This window comes from Cryobacterium roopkundense, from assembly GCF_014200405.1.
In the GTDB taxonomy this organism is placed as follows: Bacteria; Actinomycetota; Actinomycetes; order Actinomycetales; family Microbacteriaceae; genus Cryobacterium; species Cryobacterium roopkundense.
The window spans coordinates 2,871,111-2,888,899 of record NZ_JACHBQ010000001.1 but is presented as its reverse complement, the minus strand read 5'-3'; the positions used below and the strand labels follow the sequence as shown (position 1 = coordinate 2,888,899).

The following is a 17,789-nucleotide window of genomic DNA, read 5'->3' as shown; positions in this document are numbered from 1 at the left end:
TTCGCCGGCACGGTCACCGTGCTGATCACCAGGGTGGGCGTTCCCTCGTCTTCGGGCTGCACGGTGAGCACGGCGGTGTCGGTGTCGAGCTGCGCGGCGGCCGCGGCGTCGCGGGTGAGGCCGGCGTCGGGTGCTGCTGTGGGGGTGCCGAGCGGCAGCCAAGGGTTCGGCCGAGGGGCGGCGGCGGGAGTGTCCGCGGCATCCGCTGTGGGCTCGGACGCGACCGGCTCGGCGGCGGGGGAGGCCTGCGCGGCGGGGGCCGCGGCATCCGCTTCGGCGTCGTCGGCGCGCGCCGAGTGGCGGCCGCTCACGCGGGCGGGCGTCACGTCGCCCGTCTCGGCGTCGTTCAGGCTCACAGCGCGGCCACGATTCGGGCGAGGAGCGCGCTGATCACGGGCTCGGCGTGCTGGCCGGCCTCGATGACTTCGCCATGGCTCAGCGGGGTCTTCTGGATTCCGGCGGCGAGGTTGGTGATGAGGGAGAGCCCAAGAATTTCCATGCCGGCCTGGCGGGCGGCGATGGCCTCGAGGGCGGTCGACATGCCCACGATGTGACCACCGATCGCCTTGGCCATCTGCACCTCGGCGGGGGTCTCGTAGTGCGGCCCGCGGAACTGGCAGTACACGCCCTCGTCGAGCGTCGGGACGATCGACCGCGCGAGGTCGCGAAGGCACGTCGAATACAGGTCGGTCAGGTCGATGAACGTCGCACCCTCGAGCGGCGAATCCGCGGTGAGGTTGATGTGGTCGCTGATCAGTACCGGCGTGCCGGGGGTCCAGGTCTCGCGGATGCCGCCGGCACCGTTGGTGAGGATCATGGTCGTCGCGCCGGTGGCTGCGGCGGTGCGCACACTGTGCACGACGCGGCGCACACCATGGCCTTCGTAGTAGTGGGTGCGAGCGCCGATGATCAGCGCGCGCTTGCCGCTCGGCAGCAAGACCGAGCGGAGGGTGCCGACGTGCCCGGCGAGGGCCGGCGCGCTGAAGCCCTCGATCTGCTGAGCCGGGATGGTGTGAGTGGTCTCGCCGATCAGGTCGGCGGCCTTGCCCCAGCCGCTTCCGAGGGTGAGCGCGATGTCGTGGCGGGCCACTCCGGTGATGTCGGCAATCTGCTGCGCGGCGGTGCGTGCGACCTCGAACGGGTCGGTTTCTGGCGCGTCTAACAGGTTTGTGTCGGTCTTGAGCATTCCCCCACTCTAATTCACTCACGAATTCGACGGAGATTCCGGGGCAAACCCGACGGTTCGGCGCATCGGGGCCCGCTTTCACGCGGAATCTCCGTCGAATTCGGGAGAGGGGTGGCCGCAGAACGGTTTGGCGGGGGGCACGGGACTTGAGAGAATGGGGGACATGGCCTATGAGTTCGAACGCAAGCAGAGCATCGTTGTACTCGGCGGAGGGCCTGGCGGATACGAAGCGGCTCTCGCGGGTGCCCAGCAGGGTGCCGAGGTGACTCTGGTCGAAAGCGTCGGCGTGGGTGGATCTGCCGTTATCACGGATGTCGTGCCGTCGAAATCCCTCATCGCCACGGCCGAGGCATCGAACTCGATCGGCGAGGCTACCGACTTGGGCGTGCAGTTCTTTGTGCGCGGCGAGACCGGCAAGCCGCTACGGCCAGAGGTGGCCATCAACCTGGCCGCCGTGAACAAGCGATTGCTCGCCCTCGCGCGCCAGCAGTCCGAAGACATGAAGGCCACGCTCATTCGCGCCGGCGTCAAGTTCGTGCAGGGGCACGGCCGCCTCGATGGCACCACCGGCGTGATTGTCGCAACGTCCGGCGACGCCTCGGCGACGGATTTCGACCGCATCGACGCCGACACCATCGTCGTTTCAGTGGGGGCGAGCCCCCGCATTCTCTCGTCGGCCATGCCCGACGGTGAGCACATCCTCACCTGGACGCAGCTGTACAACCTCAAAGCCGTTCCCGAGCATCTCATCGTGGTGGGGTCCGGCGTCACCGGGGCTGAATTTGCGAGCGCCTACCGTGCACTCGGCGCCAAGGTCACGTTGATTTCGAGCCGGGATCAGGTGCTCCCCGGCGAGGACGCCGACGCCGCGAATGTGATTGAGAACGTGTTCAAGCGCAACGGCATGGTCGTCATGTCCAAGTCGCGCGCGGCATCCGTCGTGCGAACCGAAAACGGCGTACTCGCAACTCTCGAAGACGGCCGCGAGGTGAAAGGCAGCCACTGCCTGATCGCCGTCGGGTCTGTGCCGAACACCAAGGACATCGGGCTCGAGGCGGCCGGCGTGCAGCTGACCGACTCCGGGCACATCCAGGTGAACCGCGTCGCGCGCACGTCCATCCCCAACATTTACGCGGCCGGCGACTGCACGACCGAGTTGCCGCTGGCATCCGTGGCGTCGATGATGGGGCGCACGGCCGTGTTCCACGCCATGGGCGACACCGTGAATCCGATCGAGATTCGCAATGTTGCCGCGAACATCTTCACCCAGCCCGAAATCGCCACTGTGGGTTGGACCCAGAAGCAGATCGAAGACGGCCTCGCTCAGGGCGACGTGTACAAGCTGCCGCTCTCCTCGAACCCGCGCGCCAAGATGATGGGCATCAAGGACGGCTTCGTAAAGCTCATCGCCCGCACCGGCAGCGGCACGGTGATCGGCGGGGTGATCGTGGCCCCGAAGGCCAGTGAGCTGATCTTCCCGCTCGCCCTCGCCGTGGAGCACCGCCTCACGGTCGACGAGGTGGCGCGCGCGTTCCCGGTCTACCCTTCGCTCACGCACTCCATCACGGACGCCGCCCGCGCCATGCACGTGGTGCTGTAGGGCTGTTCCTGCCCCGTTCCCGCCCCGCGACATCCGTTGCCCGTGTGGCGCTTTCAGGAGATCGACGGCGGATGACGTCGGGCACCGGGTGTTTCCTGGCCTGGCCGGCCTCGACGGCCCGTATTTCCTGAATTAGCCCCCGGGAACCCGAACCCGGAACCCCGGAGTCGCTCGGGCGCGGCCACTGCGCGCTACGCGGCGTCGGTCTCGAGCAGCGCGTCCGAGACGGTGAGCAGCAGCGCGCCCGACGATACGGTGGTTCCCACCACGGCGGCGAGGCTGCCGATCACACCGTCGCGGTGAGCGGTGAGCGGCTGCTCCATCTTCATGGCTTCGAGCACGAGCAGCAGGTCGCCCTTGACGACCACGTCGCCGTCGGCCACGAGCAGCTTCACGATGGTGGCCTGCATGGGCGCCTTGACGGCGTCACCCATGTCCACCGACACCGACGATCCGCCGCGACGCCGCGGGGCGGGGCCAACGGATGCCTCGCCCGCCGATCCGGGCAGCAAACGCGTTGGGAGGCTCACCTCGATGCGGCGGCCCTCCACCTCCACGACCACGTTGTGGCGCTTCTGCACGGGCACGGCGTCTTCAAGCGTGCCGGTCCAGGGCTCGATGGTGTTCACGAACTCGGTTTCGATCCACTGGGTGTACACCGAGAACGGCGCGCCGTTCGCCGGGGCGAACGCGGACTCGCGCACCACCTGGCGGTGGAACGGCAGCACAGTGGGCAGGCCGGTCACCTCGAATTCGTCGAGGGCGCGGCGTGAGCGCTCAAGCGCCTCCTCGCGGGTGGCGCCGGTCACGATGAGCTTGGCGAGCAGGGAGTCGAACGATCCGCTGATCACATCGCCGGACTGCACTCCGCTGTCCACGCGCACGCCGGGTCCGCCGGAGGGCTTGAACACGTGCACGGGGCCGGGCGAGGGGAAGAAGCCGCGACCGGCGTCTTCGCCGTTGATACGGAATTCGAATGAGTGGCCCACGGCGATCGGGTCGTCGTAGTCGAGCACGCCGCCGGCCGCGATCCGGAACTGCTCGCGCACCAGGTCGATGCCGGTGACTTCCTCGGAGACAGTGTGCTCCACCTGCAGGCGCGTGTTGACCTCGAGGAACGAGACGGTGCCGTCCTGACCGATTAGGAACTCGCAGGTTCCGGCGCCGACGTAGCCGACCTCGCTCAGGATGGCCTTCGACGCGCGGTACATCTCGGTGGTCTGCGCCTCGGTGAGGAACGGCGCGGGGGCCTCTTCCACGAGCTTCTGGTGTCGGCGCTGCAGTGAGCAGTCGCGGGTCGAGACCACCACGACGTTGCCGTGCATGTCGGCGAGGCACTGGGTTTCCACGTGCCGGGGGTTGTCGAGGAACTTCTCCACGAAGCACTCGCCGCGTCCGAACGCTGTGATCGCCTCACGGGTTGCGGAGTCGAAGAGTTCAGCCACGGCGGCGCGTTCGCGCACCACCTTGAGGCCGCGTCCACCGCCGCCGAAGGCGGCCTTGATGGCTACGGGCAGGCCGTGCAGGTCGACGAAGGCGAGTACTTCGGCGGCGTCGACGACGGGGTTCAGGGTGCCGGGGGCCATCGGGGCGCCCACCTTTTCGGCCACGTGCCTGGCGGAGACCTTGTCGCCGAGCCGGTCGATCGCCTCGGGCGACGGGCCGATCCAGGTGAGACCCGCACCGATCACGGCGCGAGCGAAGTCAGCGTTCTCGGCCAGGAAGCCGTAGCCGGGGTGCACGGCGTCTGCGCCGGAGCGACGCGCCACCGACAGGATCTTCTCGATCACCAGGTACGTGTCCGCACCAGTCGTGCCGTCGAGCCCGTAGGCCTCGTCGGCGAGGCGCGCGTGCAGGGCATCGCGATCCTGGTCGGCATAGACGGCCACGGAGAGAATTCCGCTGTCTTTGGCAGCACGAATCACCCGGACAGCGATCTCGCCCCGGTTGGCAATGAGGACCTTCGTTATGAGTGACACAAGTCCCAAGCTTATGGGTCAGTGCAGAAACCCTTTTGGTTCTCTCCCACAAAAAGACGTGCCAAAACAGTGCGGATGCCTACAATTGCTGGGGAATCTGCCCTCGCGACGCCGAGAGAATCAGATCGCGCCCCGGCGATTCCACAGGTCTGGCCAGTGGTGCCCGAGCCCCGCCACGAGCCGACGCAGCGTCGGAAGCGACAAGCCCACGACCGTCGACGGGTCACCCTCGATCCGCGTGATGAACGGCGCGCCGAGGCTGTCGATCGTGAACGCGCCGGCCACGTAGAGCGGCTCGCCCGTTCCGATGTAGGCGTCGAGTTCGGCATCCGTTATGTCGTCGGCGAAACTCACCTCGGCCTGCGCGACCGCGCCAACGGCCCGCCCTGGCACGCCGTCCACAACCTCGATCAGCCAATGCCCCGAGTAGAGCGTGCCTGTGCGACCGCGCTGCAGCTGCCAGCGCTCGTGCGCCGTCGCCACGGTGTGCGGCTTGCCGTAGATCACGCCGTCGAGCACGAATACCGAGTCGCCGCCCAAAATGAGCGAGACAGCGGATGCCCCGGCGTCGGCCGCGTGTGCCAGGCTCAACGCCGCCACGGCCTCCGCCTTGGAGCGGGCGAGAAGTTCCACCACCGCGGCCGGTGCCAGCGGCGCCCCGGCGGCAAGATTCGCGGCGGCGGTGACGGCGTCTTCGTCGACCTCGGGGGAGACCAGCTCGGGCTCGACTCCGGCCGCGCGCAGCAGGGCGAGGCGGGCGGGAGAGGTGGAAGCCAGAATAAGACGCATGGATCAATCCTATGTTTGGCTCCGGAGGGACGTGTTCGGGGGCCAGTGTGGGATTATCGAGGGATGGGCATCAGTAATACAGAGAACACTTCGGCGCAGGCATCCGCGTCGACCGCATCCGACACCGCGGTCGGCACCGAAATCGAACTCGACATCACCAATGTCGCCCACGGCGGCATCTTCGTGGCCCGCCACGAGGGCCGCGTCGTGTTCGTCAGCGACACGCTCCCCGGCGAACGCGTGCGCGCTCGCCTCACCGAGGCGAACCACAAGAGCTTCTGGCGCGCCGAGACCGTCGACGTGATCGACGCGGCGCCCGAGCGCCAGCCGCACGTGTGGGCATCCGCTGCCCTCGACCGTGCCCCCGAACACCGCGCGGGCGGCGCCGAATTCGGCCACATCGAGCTCGGTTTCCAGCGCGAGCTCAAGCGCCGCGTGCTCGCCGATGCACTGCAGCGCATGGCCGGCATCGAGAGCCCCGTCACGGTCGAGGCCGTTCCGGTCGGCGAACACGCGAGCCCAGGCGACGCCATGGACGGCACCGGCTGGCGAACCCGCATCAGCCTGCACGTGGCCGACGACGGCACCGTGGGGCCCTACGCCGCCCGTTCGCACCGTGTCATCCCGGTGAACGACCTGCCGCTGGTCGAGCGCGCCATCGAAGAGATCGCCCCGCTCGACACACTGTTCCACAACGCGGCCACAGTGAACCTCGTTGCGCCCTCCGAGGGGCCCGTGCGCGTGCTCGTCTCGGAGAAAGACAAGTTCGGCAAGGCCAAGCCGAGCCCGCGCAGCGTGATCCGCGAACGCGTCGGCGACCGCGAGTTCGAGCTCGACGTCTCCGGCTTCTGGCAGGTGCACTCCCGCGCGGCCGAGACCCTGTTCCGCGCCGTGCAGGACGCCATCGACCCCGAACTCTTCGACCCCCGCGCCACCAACCTCGACCTCTACGGCGGCGTCGGCCTGCTCGCCGCGGCCGTGGGCGACCGATTCGGCAGCTCCGTTCGCATCACGTCGGTGGAAAGTGACCCGGAGGCCGTCAACTTCGCCGCCACAAACCTCAAGGAGTGGGTGGGCGCCACGGCCGAAACCGACAGGGTGGACCGCTACCTGCAGCGCGTGATCCGTGAAGCGGATGCCGCCCAGCGCGCGCGTCTGGAGGCCGCCACGGTAGTACTCGACCCACCGCGCTCCGGCGCCGGCAAGGTGGTCGTCGACCAGCTCGGCACACTCGCTCCGCAGCAGATCGTCTACGTGGCGTGCGACCCGGTGGCCCTGGCCCGCGACGTGGCGCTGTTCGCCGGCTACGGCTATGCGCTGAAGGATCTTCGAGCATTCGACCTTTTCCCGAATACCCACCATGTCGAAGCCGTCGCTGTGCTGGCCAAATAGCTATCGTTAATGACAGACACCAACGAAAGCAGTGAAATCGTGACGCAGACACTAGCCGAGACACCGGCATCCGTTGACACCCCGATTCTTGTCGCGATCGTCGACGACCACGAGTCGGTGCGGCTGGGGCTGAAGGCGGCCTGCGAGAACTCCGGCTACACGGTGGTCTTCACCGCCGCGACGGTGCGCGATCTCGTGCAGGGGCTCGCCGGGCAGGTCTGCGACGTGATCGTTCTCGACCTCTCGCTCGGTGACGGGTCTCTTGTCACCGACAACGTGAAGCTCGCGCAGAGCACGGGCTCCGCGGTGCTCGTGCACAGCATCGCCGACAGGGTCGCCTCCGTGCGTGAGGCGCTCGCTGCCGGTGCGGCCGGGGTCATTCCCAAATCGTCGCCGACCACCACCGTGATGGCCGCCGTCGCGTCGGTCGCCCGCGGCGATGTGCTCAACAACCTCGAGTGGGCCACGGCGATCGACGCCGACCGTGACTTCGCGAAGGCTCAGCTCGGTCGCCGCGAGCGCGACGTGCTGCACCTCTACGCTTCGGGACTGCCGCTCAAAATGGTGGCCATGCAGCTCGGCATCGCGCACTCCACCGCTCGCGAGTACCTCGATCGCATTCGCGTGAAGTACGTGGAGGTGGGCCGTCCGGCGCCCACGAAGGTAGACCTGCTGCGCCGTGCCGTCGAAGACGGTATTCTGCCCGGGCTCGACTCGGAGGCCGGGGACGGCCGTGTCTAAACCGGAGGCGGGTACCTTCCGCCCTCGTTTCGCCGGCCGCGGCACCGCTGCGTCGGCAGCCGTGAACCGCAGTGACGACCTGATGGTCGCGGGGTCCCGGCCGCGCAACCCGATCAGCCGGGCACAGATCGAAACCGTGCTTTCGCGTTCGGTGGCCGGTATTTCGGTGATTTTCGCCCTGCAGAGCCTGCCGGCCGTGCTGCATCAGTTTCAGGACCACGCGTCGATCGGCACCTCGCTGATGGCGGGTGGGCTGGGTGTGGCTATTGCCTGCGTGGTGCTTGCCACGGTCTTCAAGCGCGGCGTGCGCACAGCCACGTCAGGCGTGGCCGTGGTGTACCTGCTCGCGATGGCGGCCTGGCCGTTTGTCGTGCTGCACGCCGCCGTGGATGTGAGTGACAAGCCGTGGCTGTGGTACCTGTGCACAGTGGCCACGTCGTGCGCCGCGATCGGTTTCAGCGTGCGCTGGGCGGCCATTTACACGGTTGTCGCCCCTGTCACCTACGGCATCGTGCGCATGCAACCCTCTGGCGGGCAGGCCGACCTCCTGCTGGCCTCCCTCGACGTGCTCTACGCCGTGCTGCTCGGCCAGGTCGTGCTGATCATCATCACCATGCTGCGCACCGCCACGAGCAACGTCGACACGGCACAGAGCAACGCCCTCGTCCAGTATTGTCTGGCGGTGCGCCAGCATGCCACCGAGGTGGAGCGGGTCGAAGTTGACTCCATCGTGCACGACAGCGTTCTCGCCACGCTGCTCTCCGCAGCCGGGGCCCGCACGGAGAAGGGCGCCGAACTCGCCGCCACCATGGCGGCGAACGCCGTCGCCCGGCTGCTCGACGCGAGCGCAGCCCGGCCCGACGAGGAAGCGCGTATCCCGTTCCAGCGCCTCGGCACCCGACTCAAACACGAGGCCGCCGCTTCCGCGGCCCCCTTCACCTTCGTTGATACCTCCGAGCCGTCGGTCACGGTGCCGGAACAGGTGAGTGAGGCGCTCTTTGCCGCCGCCCTGCAAGCGATGGTGAACAGCGTGCAGCACGCGGGCATAGCGGATGCCCCAGTGGCGCGAGCGCTGACCCTCAGCGCGACCCCCGACGACGGCTGCCGCATCGAAATCGCCGACTCAGGGGTCGGCTTCGATTCCACCCTCATCCCCACTGAACGCCTCGGTCTGAGGGTGTCCATCCAGGAGCGCGTCACGAGCGTCGGCGGTTTCGTGTGCGTGCGCACGAGCCTCGGAATGGGCACCATCATCACGCTGCGGTGGCCCCGGCCCGACGACCAGCCTCCCCTCGAGGTCGAGGAGATCGAGGGCGTGCCGTCGATCGAGCTCGACGCACCGGGCAACCAGACCGACTTGATGTCGCCGGGTGGTGCGAACGCATGATGAATCACTTTCGCCCGATGATCCTCGGGCTCGCCGCGATGTTCTCGGCGTACCACATTCTCCTCGGCGTCTATTCGCTTAACCTGCCCGCGTCCCCGGCCCCGATCATCGTGGCCATGGCGGTGTACGCCGCGGCGAGCGTGGCCAGTCTGTGGCCGACGAGCCCGATTCGGATGCCGCTCGGCCTGGCTTTCTTCAACGTGGCCGTGGCGGGCGCCCTGCCGCTGATCGTCGGGAGCCAGCTCGACGGCGCGTCCTCGTCGAACGGCTACGCCACCTGGTACGTGGCGGCCGTCGGCACGCTCCTCACCATCACGGCCACGCGCAAGCGTCCGTTGCTCGCCTGGATCGGCACCGGATTCCTGATCGCCCACACGGTGGTCTGGGCCGGTGCGGGAGCTTTGGGTTCGATGGGAGTCATCGGCAGTGCGGTGTGGGTCGCGGCCGCGGCGCTGCTCTCGCGTGCCCTGGCCAAGGCCGCTCGCGACGCCCAGCAGTTCGCCCGGGCGGAGCGCGAGGCCGCCCGCTGGCAGGCCGCGCAGGAGGCGCACCTCTTCGAGCGTCAGGTGCGACTCACGCACACCAACCGGCTCGCCCTCGCCATGCTGCAGCGCATCGTGCGTCGCGGCGGGGTGCTCGACGAGTCGCAGCGGCAGGAGTGCCGGTACCTCGAGGCCGCGATCCGCGACGAGATCCGCGGCCGCCGCCTGCTCAACGACGCGGTGCGCGACGAGGTGATGACAGCGCGGCGGCGGGGGGCCATTGTCACCCTGCTCGATGAGGGTGCCATGGACGACCTCGGGGGCGCGGAATTGGAGCGGGTGCTCAACACTCTCGCCGAGGCGATCTCGCGCACGACGGCCGACAAGATCATTGTGCGCACCGCTGCGGATGGGTCGGACACCGCCGTGACCGTTGTCGGGCTGCGCAGCCCTCAGCCGGGCACTGGATCGCTCAGCGAGGACGACACCGGCGACGAGGTCGACCTGTGGCTGGAGATTCCCCGAGCTCTCGCCCAGACGAAACAGCACTGACACGCCCCGATCCCGCCGGTCGAGGCGCGAGGCACGAGCGATCGAGACCGCGCGAGCCGATCCGCGAACCCGGGTATCCATGCGAAAAGGGACCAGCCGAAGCCGGTCCCCTTTCAACATTTCGAGCTCAAGCGGCAACCCGAATGCCACTGTCACTCGCCCCCACCTTTTCGCCTCAATACCCTAGTCGGCGAAAAACTGGTGGTGTAACTTTTTTTAGAGCGACACCGAGCACTTACAAGTGTGTTCCCTTTGTGCACAATGTGCAGTCGGCATTTAGGGGGACAGCACCACAGCCGTCAGCCCGAGAAGCTGCGCCAGCCGCCCTGGCCGGCCGTGATCGGCCGCCGGATGGCTCTCTGGTTGACCTGCCAGGCGCTCTGGTGACCGGCCGGCGCCGTGCGGCGCCCATCCGACTCCTCCCGCAGCAGGCCGCGAAGAATCGCGATCACAGCGGATGCCTCGGTGGGCGTGACTCCCTCTGTCACGAAGGTGATCTCCGCGGGGTCAAACTCGGACGGCTTCGGTGTCTCGGTCATGTGCTTCTCTACCAGTGCGGTGTCGATGGTCAGTGTCATGGTGTCTTACAGCGGGATGTTGCCGTGTTTTTTGGCCGGCAGTGACGCACGCTTGGTGCGCAGAGCCCGCAGCGCCTTCGTTACGGCCACGCGGGTGGCGGCCGGTTCGATCACGCCGTCGAGTTCGCCGCGTTCGGCGGCCAGGAACGGGCTCGCCACGTTGTACGTGTACTCGTTGGCGAGCCGGGTGCGCACCGCCGCCACGTCTTCGCCGTTGGCCTCGGCCTGCTTGATCTCGGCGCGGTAGAGGATGTTCACGGCGCCCTGGCCGCCCATCACCGCGATCTCCGCGGTGGGCCAGGCCAGGTTGATGTCGGCGCCGAGCTGCTTGGAACCCATCACGATGTAGGCTCCGCCGTAGGCCTTGCGCAGGATCACCGTCACGAGGGGCACGGTGGCCTCGGCGTAGGCATAGAGCAGCTTCGCGCCGCGACGGATGATGCCGGTCCATTCCTGGTCGGTGCCGGGCAGGAAGCCGGGCACGTCCACCAGGGTGAGGATGGGGATGGAGAACGCGTCGCAGAACCGCACGAAGCGGCTCGCCTTCTCGCCTGCCTCGATGTTGAGGGTTCCAGCCATGGCGCTCGGCTGGTTGGCGACGATTCCGATGGACCGGCCCTCGATACGGGCGAAACCCACCACGATGTTCGGCGCGAAGAGCGGCTGTGTCTCGAGGAATTCGCCGTTGTCGACGATGCTCGCAATCACGGTCTTCACGTCATAGGGCTGGTTCGGGGAGTCGGGGATGATGAAGTTGAGCGCGCGGTCGGCATCCGTTGTCTCGAGCTCCACCTCGCTGTCGAACACGGGCAGTTCGGCGAGGTTGTTGTCGGGAAGGTAGCTCAAGAGGGTGCGGGCGTAGTCGAGGGCGTCGGCCTCGTCGCTCGCGAGGTAGTGCGCCACGCCGGAGACCTTGTTGTGGGTGAGGGCACCGCCGAGCTCTTCCATGCCCACGTCCTCGCCGGTGACGGTCTTGATCACGTCGGGGCCGGTGACGAACATCTGGCTGGTCTTATCGACCATGATCACGAAGTCGGTCAGGGCCGGGGAGTACACGGCACCGCCGGCGGCGGGGCCGCAGATGATGGAGATCTGCGGGATCACGCCGGAGGCGGCGGTGTTGCGGCGGAAGATCTCGCCGTACTTGCCGAGGGCCACAACGCCCTCCTGGATGCGCGCTCCGCCGGAGTCGAGAATGCCGATGATCGGCACGCCGGTCTTCAACGCGAGGTCCATCACCTTGATGATCTTCTCGCCGGCCACCTCGCCGAGCGAGCCGCCGAAGATCGTGAAGTCTTGGGAGTACACGGCAACCTGGCGGCCGTGGATGGTGCCGGTTCCGGTGACCACGGCGTCGCCGTACGGCCGCTTCTTCTCCATGCCGAAGGCAACGGTGCGGTGGCGCACGAATTCGTCGAGCTCCACGAACGAGCCGAAGTCGAGCAGCTGGTCGATGCGCTCGCGGGCGGTCATCTTGCCCTTGGCATGCTGTTTCTCCACGGCGGCTGCCCCACTCGCGGTCACGGCCTCGTGATAACGCAGTTTGAGGTCGGCGAGCTTTCCAGCTGTCGTGTACAGGTCGGGGCCCGCAACGGGCGTGTTCTCAGTCACGCGTTTTACTCTACCGGCCAGCCCTGACCCCCACCCGTTGACGATTAGGTACAAAGAAGCCCGGTTTCACTGGTCGATTCCCCCCGGTCACCTCGCCTCCGCGTGCGTAACTCCTGCAATCTGGTCGCAAATGTCCCAAAATAGGTGTTTTGGGGGCAAATTCGGGAGAATTGCAGGAGTTATGCCGATGAGAAGGGTGTCACCATGGAGTTTCCGGTCAGCCAACGGGTCGTGTCACGGTTCCAGTACCTGGCCGAGGCCGGGTCGACCAACGACGTTCTCAAAGAATCGGCCACAGCGGATGCCTCGGGCTGGCCCGACCTCTCCGTGGTCGTCACCGACAACCAGACCCAGGGCCGGGGCAGGCTCGGTCGGGTGTGGCTGACGCCCACCGGCAAGTCCCTCGCCATCTCCGCGCTGCTGCGTCCGGCGCTGCCGGGGGGCGGCGCGCTGCCGTCGCACCGGCTCGGCTGGTTTCCTCTGCTGGCAGGGGCGGCCATGACCCTCGCCGTGCGTGAGGTCGTCGACGCGGCGCGGGTTCCGGAGAATGCTGACGCGGCCCCTGAGGATCGGCCGCCGAGCCACGAGGTCACGCTCAAATGGCCCAACGATGTGCTGATCGACGGCTACAAGGTGTCCGGCATCCTGAGCGAGCTGCTGCCCGATGCACGCGGCATCGTGATCGGAGCGGGGCTCAATCTGTCGCTGTCCGAACACGATCTGCCCACGCTCACGTCCACGTCGCTGCTGCTCGTGACAGGCACTCCACCGAACCCGGACGCCGTGCTGTCGCTCTACCTCACGCGGCTCGGCGAACTCTATGGGGAGTTTCTCGCAGCCAGCGGCGACCCGCACGCGAGCGGGCTGCTCCAGACCGTGACGGAGCTGTGTGGAACTCTCGGCTCCGCCGTACGGGTGGAGCTGCCCGGCGGCACCGACCTCGTGGGCACGGCGCTCAGCATCGACGCCGACGGCCGTCTGCTGCTGAAGAACGACATCGATGGCGAGCTTCAGGCTGTCGCAGCCGGAGATGTCACACACCTGAGGTATTAATGGAGTGTGAGTAGAAAACCGCTATGAGCAAGAAGGCCATGAGCAAGAAGAAGGCACGCAACGCGACCACGGGCCCGCTGTCGCCGGCCGCGCAGCCGCCGGAGCGTGTCGTAGCCCGGCTGAGGTCGCACGCTCGTGTGCTGTTCTGGCCCACCATCCTGCTGTTCGCGGTGTGCGGGGTCACGGGTTTCTACTCCGGCAACCTCGCGGAGCCGTGGCAGAACACCGCCCTGGTTGTGGGAGCCGTGCTTCTCTCGGTTGTGGGATGGCTGCTTCCGCTGGCCATGTGGCTCACCCGCCGGTATACGATCACCACCCGGCGCATCATCTTTCGGCACGGGTTTTTCGTGCGTGTGCGGCAGGAGCTCGTGCACAGCCGTGGCTACGACGTGACGGTGCGACAGACCTGGCTGCAGCAGATGTGGCGCTCGGGTACTGTGCGCATCGACACGGGGCTGGAGCATCCGCTGTTGTTGAAGGACGTGCCCAACGCGGACCTGGTGCAGCAGGTGCTCAACGATCTGATGCACGAGTCGCGCAGCTTCATCGGACTGACCCGCGAAGAGACGTCGTCATTCGCTCCAGGCACCCCCGCCTGGGGTCGCAGCTCCTAGCCCCCTTGGGTCGAGGCGCGACGGAGGAGCGATCGAGACTCCGCGCCCGATCTTGCCACGCGGCCGGGCCTACTGCCGGGCTTCGGCCTTGGCCTTCAGGCGCAGGGCGTGCAGCTCAATCGCCTCGAGTTCCATCGCCGTGGCTGCGTCCGCCTCCAGGTCCGCCTCAACCGTGGCTGCGGCGCCGCGGCGCGAGGGAGAAAACACCCAGTAGCGATACAGCACGAACCTGAACACCGAACCGAGCGCAAGCCCGATCACATTCGACGAGATGTTGTCGGCCAGCACGCTGGTGTAGCCGAGCACGTAGTGACTCACCCACAGGCAGGCCAGCCCGATCCCCATGCCCACGAGACTCACGGCCAGAAACTCCAGCCCTTCGCGCAGCGCGCGGCTCTGCCGGTGCTCGCCGAAGGTCCAAAACCGGTTACCCACCCAGTTCGCCGCAATGGCGAGCGTCGTGGAGATGATCTTCGCGTAGATCGGGCCCGCGTGCATGTTCTCGGGGGTGAATACTGTGGTGCGCAGCAGCGTGAACACGGCCACATCCACGACGAATCCCACGAGTCCGACCGCGCCGAACTTGCCGACCTGACTTGCGAGGGCCAGCAGGCGGTTACGGTTGATCGAGATTGTCGTCATTCATCCATCCGTCGATCGGTAAAATTGGATCGGAGTGTTCGCGAAGTTCGCAGTCTATGACCAGCGTGAATCGACAACCTGAGAATTGGCGTGTTCGTCTGAACATCTGTACAGAGAATGGTGAACAAATGGGTATGACCGTTGGTGTGATCGGTGGAGGCCAGCTGGCCAGGATGATGATTCCCGCCGCCGTGGCGCTGGGGATCGACCTGCGGGTGCTCGCGGAGCAGCCCGGCATGTCGGCCGCGCTCGCCGCCGTCGCCGTGGGCGATTATCGCGACCTCGACACTGTTCTCGCTTTCGCCGAGACCGTCGATGTGGTCACCTTCGACCATGAGCACGTTCCGCAGGAGATCCTGCGCGAACTCGTGCGGCGTGGCGTGCAGGTGCACCCGGGCCCCGACGCCCTCCTCTACGCGCAGGACAAGCTGCTCATGCGCGAGCGCCTCACCGAGCTCGGTCTGCCCGTTCCCGACTGGGCCCGCGTGGAGAACTCCGAACAACTCGGCGCCTTCCTCGCCGAGCACGGCGGTCGTGCCGTTGTGAAGACGGCTCGCGGCGGCTACGACGGCAAGGGGGTGCGGGTGGTGTCCCACGAGCACGAGGCCGACGACTGGTTTGCGGCGCTCGCCGAAGACGCCAACGGCGGCGCCCTCCTGGTGGAGGAACTTGTGGAGTTTCGGCGCGAACTCGCCCAGGTTGTGGCGCGGCGGCCGTCCGGTGAGATCGCGCTGTGGCCTGTCGTCGAGACGGTGCAGCGCGGGGGAGTGTGCGCCGAGGTCATCGCGCCCGCACCGAGCTCCGCCGGCCGTCTCGCCGACGTGGCCGCCGACATCGCGGTGGCCGTGGCGGAGGGCATCGGCGTGACGGGTGTGCTCGCCGTGGAGTTGTTCGAAACAACGGATGACCGTTTGCTCATCAACGAGCTCGCCATGCGTCCGCACAACAGCGGTCACTGGTCGATCGACGGGTCCACCACGAGCCAGTTTGAGCAGCATCTGCGCGCCGTTCTCGATCTGCCGCTCGGCGGCACCGGGGCACGCGACGCGTGGTCGGTCATGGTCAATGTGTTCGGGGGGCCGGCCGAGGGTGTTCTCGGCGACCGTTACGGGCAGGCCCTGGCGGAGCATCCGCTGGCCAAGGTACACAGCTACGGCAAGGCGTCGAGGCCCGGCCGTAAGGTGGGACATGTGACCGTGGGCGGGGACGATCTTGACGAAGTGGCGTACCAGGCGCGCGCCACTGCGGCGTTTTTGCAGGAGTGAGCCATAAGATCATCTGCGTGCTAGACAAAACTGTGTCAGAAACCGCTGCGCCCACCTCTTCCGCTACTCCGCTCGTGGGCGTGGTCATGGGTTCCGACTCGGATTTCACCGTGATGAGCGCCGCAGTTCAGGTGCTGCGCGACTTCGGTGTGCCCTGTGAGGTGCAGGTTGTCTCCGCGCACCGCACGCCGCACAAGATGATCTCTTACGGGGCGAGCGCCCAGGAGCGCGGCCTCAAGGTGATCATCGCCGGAGCGGGCGGGGCCGCTCACCTGCCCGGCATGCTCGCGTCGGTCACCACTCTGCCTGTTGTGGGCGTGCCGGTGCCGCTCGGCCTCCTCGATGGCATGGATTCGCTGTTGTCCATAGTGCAGATGCCGGCCGGCGTGCCAGTGGCCACGGTCTCCATCGGAGGCGCGCGCAATGCCGGCCTCATCGCGGTGAAGATCCTCGCCACCTCCGATGACTCGCTGCGCCTGAAGCTCGAGGCGTACTCCGCCGAGCTCGGGGTGCAGGCGGAGCAGAAGAACCGCGACTTGCAGGCCCGCCTATGAGCCAAATCACCAACCCGATTCGGTACCCGGACACCGGGTCCACGCAGACGATGACCAAACGGGCCTGGTGGCTCGTCGTGCTCAACGTGGCTCTGCCCGGCTCGGTTCAGGTGCTCGCCGGTAACCGTCGACTCGGCCGTTTCGGACTTGGCGCCACGCTCGCTTTCGTGGCGCTCGCCATCGTGACGCTCGTCGTGTACAAACTGTGGCCTGAGGTTTTCCTCAGCATCTTCACGAGCAACCTCGGCCTCTGGGCCGCGGCGCTCGCGCTCGCGTTCTACGCCGTGGTGTGGCTCATGCTCACCCTCGACACCCTGCGCCTCGTGCGGCTGGTGCGCGCCGGGCCGCGCGCGCGCCCGATCATCGCCGTGCTCACGACGGCCGTCATGGTGCTGGTCTGCGGCACCGCCGGCTACGGCGCCTACGTCGCCACGACCGCGAGCGGATTTCTCTCCGACGTCTTCGTGGCCGGGCCCACAGAGCCCCCGGTCGACGGCCGCTACAACGTGCTGCTGCTCGGCGGAGACGCCGGTGCCGACCGCGATGGCCTGCGCCCCGACAGTATCTCCGTGGTGAGCGTCGATGCCACCACCGGTCAGGCCACCATGATCAGCCTGCCGCGAAACCTCGAAGACGTGCCGTTCTCGGCCGGCTCCGCCCTCGGCGCCCTGTATCCCGACGGTTACGGCGCCATCGACGGCTGTGACACGGATGCCTGCATCCTCAACTCCATTTACACCGAGGGCGAGATCAAGCGCCCCTTCCTGTACCCCGACGCAGTCGCCCAGGGCAGCTCCCCGGGCATCGAGGCCACCAAAGAGGCGGCGCAGGGCATCACCGGCCTGGAGATTCAGTACTTCGTGCTGATCGACATGCAGGGCTTCTCCGACCTCGTCGACGCTCTCGGCGGCGTTGACATCGACGTGCAGAGCCGCGTTCCGGTGCACAAGGACGAGTCGTTCACGAGCGTGGCGTTCTGGTTCGAACCGGGCATGCAGCACATGGACGGCTACCACGCCCTGTGGTTCGCCCGCTCCCGGCACGGCACAAGCGACTACGACCGCATCAACCGCCAGCGCCAGCTGCAGGAGGCACTCCTCGCGCAGGCGAGCCCGGCGAACGTACTCACCCAGTTCCAGGGTGTGGCTAAGGCGGGCCGGGAGGTCGTGAAGACCGACGTGCCGCAGGGCATGCTCGGCTACTTCGTGAACCTCGCGTCGAAGACCAAAACGCTGCCCATCGAGGGCGTCGCACTCACGCCCGACAACGGCGTCGACCCCGAGAACCCCGACTACGCCAACATCACGGCCCTCATCGACGCCGCCCTGGCCCCGCCGGCAACGGATGCCCCGGCGCAGTAGCCG

Annotated in this window: 16 protein-coding genes; 10 read left to right on the top strand and 6 right to left on the bottom strand. The window is 67.4% G+C overall.

Translation table 11 applies throughout. From position 1 onward, the window contains the following. Positions 1–352: 352 nt before the first annotated feature. Positions 353–1,186, bottom strand: a complete 834-nt coding sequence (locus BJ997_RS13550) for a purine-nucleoside phosphorylase (RefSeq protein ID WP_035836266.1) — start codon at positions 1,184–1,186, stop codon at positions 353–355. Between the two features lie 163 nt (positions 1,187–1,349). Here BJ997_RS13550 and BJ997_RS13545 point away from each other — a divergent pair, with 163 nt between their 5' ends. Further along, positions 1,350–2,786, top strand: coding sequence for an NAD(P)H-quinone dehydrogenase (locus BJ997_RS13545; RefSeq protein WP_035836267.1), 1,437 nt, complete (start codon positions 1,350–1,352; stop codon positions 2,784–2,786). 191 nt (positions 2,787–2,977) lie between these two features. On the opposite strand, the gene BJ997_RS13540 is transcribed toward BJ997_RS13545, so the two are convergent. After that, positions 2,978–4,765 (bottom strand): acetyl/propionyl/methylcrotonyl-CoA carboxylase subunit alpha, encoded by a 1,788-nt coding sequence (locus BJ997_RS13540; protein ID WP_035836268.1) that lies wholly within the window; start codon positions 4,763–4,765, stop codon positions 2,978–2,980. A 120-nt stretch (positions 4,766–4,885) separates the two neighbouring features. Beyond that, entirely contained in the window at positions 4,886–5,554 is a 669-nt protein-coding gene (locus BJ997_RS13535; protein ID WP_035836269.1) for a Maf family protein, read from the bottom strand. 63 nt (positions 5,555–5,617) lie between these two features. Here BJ997_RS13535 and BJ997_RS13530 point away from each other — a divergent pair, with 63 nt between their 5' ends. The 4 genes from BJ997_RS13530 to BJ997_RS13515 are packed head-to-tail and all read left to right on the top strand — an operon-like array spanning position 5,618 to position 10,108. Next, complete coding sequence (locus BJ997_RS13530; RefSeq protein ID WP_152602139.1) at positions 5,618–6,946, top strand: class I SAM-dependent RNA methyltransferase; 1,329 nt, start codon at positions 5,618–5,620, stop codon at positions 6,944–6,946. 9 nt (positions 6,947–6,955) lie between these two features. Then, positions 6,956–7,687, top strand: a complete 732-nt coding sequence (locus tag BJ997_RS13525) for a response regulator transcription factor (RefSeq protein ID WP_084141160.1) — start codon at positions 6,956–6,958, stop codon at positions 7,685–7,687. Beyond that, positions 7,680–9,074 (top strand): sensor histidine kinase, encoded by a 1,395-nt coding sequence (locus BJ997_RS13520; protein WP_052542150.1) that lies wholly within the window; start codon positions 7,680–7,682, stop codon positions 9,072–9,074. Before BJ997_RS13525 ends, BJ997_RS13520 begins: the two co-directional genes overlap by 8 nt. Then, positions 9,071–10,108 carry a hypothetical protein gene (locus tag BJ997_RS13515; RefSeq protein ID WP_183323527.1) on the top strand — a complete coding sequence of 346 codons (1,038 nt, stop codon included), beginning with the start codon at positions 9,071–9,073 and terminating at the stop codon, positions 10,106–10,108. Before BJ997_RS13520 ends, BJ997_RS13515 begins: the two co-directional genes overlap by 4 nt. A gap of 299 nt (positions 10,109–10,407) precedes the next feature. Here BJ997_RS13515 and BJ997_RS13510 read toward each other — a convergent pair whose 3' ends face one another. Next, complete coding sequence (locus BJ997_RS13510) at positions 10,408–10,686, bottom strand: hypothetical protein (protein ID WP_052542151.1); 279 nt, start codon at positions 10,684–10,686, stop codon at positions 10,408–10,410. A gap of 6 nt (positions 10,687–10,692) precedes the next feature. Continuing rightward, on the bottom strand, positions 10,693–12,297 hold the full coding sequence (locus tag BJ997_RS13505; protein ID WP_035836270.1) for an acyl-CoA carboxylase subunit beta: 1,605 nt from the start codon (positions 12,295–12,297) through the stop codon (positions 10,693–10,695). Between the two features lie 204 nt (positions 12,298–12,501). On the opposite strand from BJ997_RS13505, the gene BJ997_RS13500 reads away from it, so the two are divergent. Both BJ997_RS13500 and BJ997_RS13495 read left to right on the top strand, forming a co-directional pair. Further along, positions 12,502–13,350 carry a biotin--[acetyl-CoA-carboxylase] ligase gene (locus BJ997_RS13500; protein WP_035836271.1) on the top strand — a complete coding sequence of 283 codons (849 nt, stop codon included), beginning with the start codon at positions 12,502–12,504 and terminating at the stop codon, positions 13,348–13,350. A gap of 23 nt (positions 13,351–13,373) precedes the next feature. Further along, positions 13,374–13,964: a PH domain-containing protein gene (locus BJ997_RS13495; protein ID WP_236628921.1), complete on the top strand. Its 591-nt coding sequence runs from the start codon at positions 13,374–13,376 to the stop codon at positions 13,962–13,964. A 69-nt stretch (positions 13,965–14,033) separates the two neighbouring features. On the opposite strand, the gene BJ997_RS13490 is transcribed toward BJ997_RS13495, so the two are convergent. Next, a complete protein-coding gene (locus tag BJ997_RS13490; protein ID WP_084141161.1) occupies positions 14,034–14,606 on the bottom strand; it encodes a GtrA family protein in 573 nt (190 codons plus the stop codon). Positions 14,607–14,734: 128 nt separating this feature from the next. On the opposite strand from BJ997_RS13490, the gene BJ997_RS13485 reads away from it, so the two are divergent. The 3 genes from BJ997_RS13485 (at position 14,735) to BJ997_RS13475 (ending at position 17,786) form a co-directional block, all read left to right on the top strand. Then, positions 14,735–15,871 carry a 5-(carboxyamino)imidazole ribonucleotide synthase gene (locus BJ997_RS13485; protein ID WP_035836272.1) on the top strand — a complete coding sequence of 379 codons (1,137 nt, stop codon included), beginning with the start codon at positions 14,735–14,737 and terminating at the stop codon, positions 15,869–15,871. An 86-nt stretch (positions 15,872–15,957) separates the two neighbouring features. After that, a complete protein-coding gene (gene purE / locus BJ997_RS13480) occupies positions 15,958–16,425 on the top strand; it encodes a 5-(carboxyamino)imidazole ribonucleotide mutase (RefSeq protein WP_084141168.1) in 468 nt (155 codons plus the stop codon). Then, positions 16,422–17,786, top strand: a complete 1,365-nt coding sequence (locus BJ997_RS13475) for an LCP family protein (protein WP_035836274.1) — start codon at positions 16,422–16,424, stop codon at positions 17,784–17,786. The genes purE and BJ997_RS13475 overlap by 4 nt, the downstream gene beginning before the upstream one ends. The last annotated feature ends 3 nt before the right edge of the window (positions 17,787–17,789 follow it).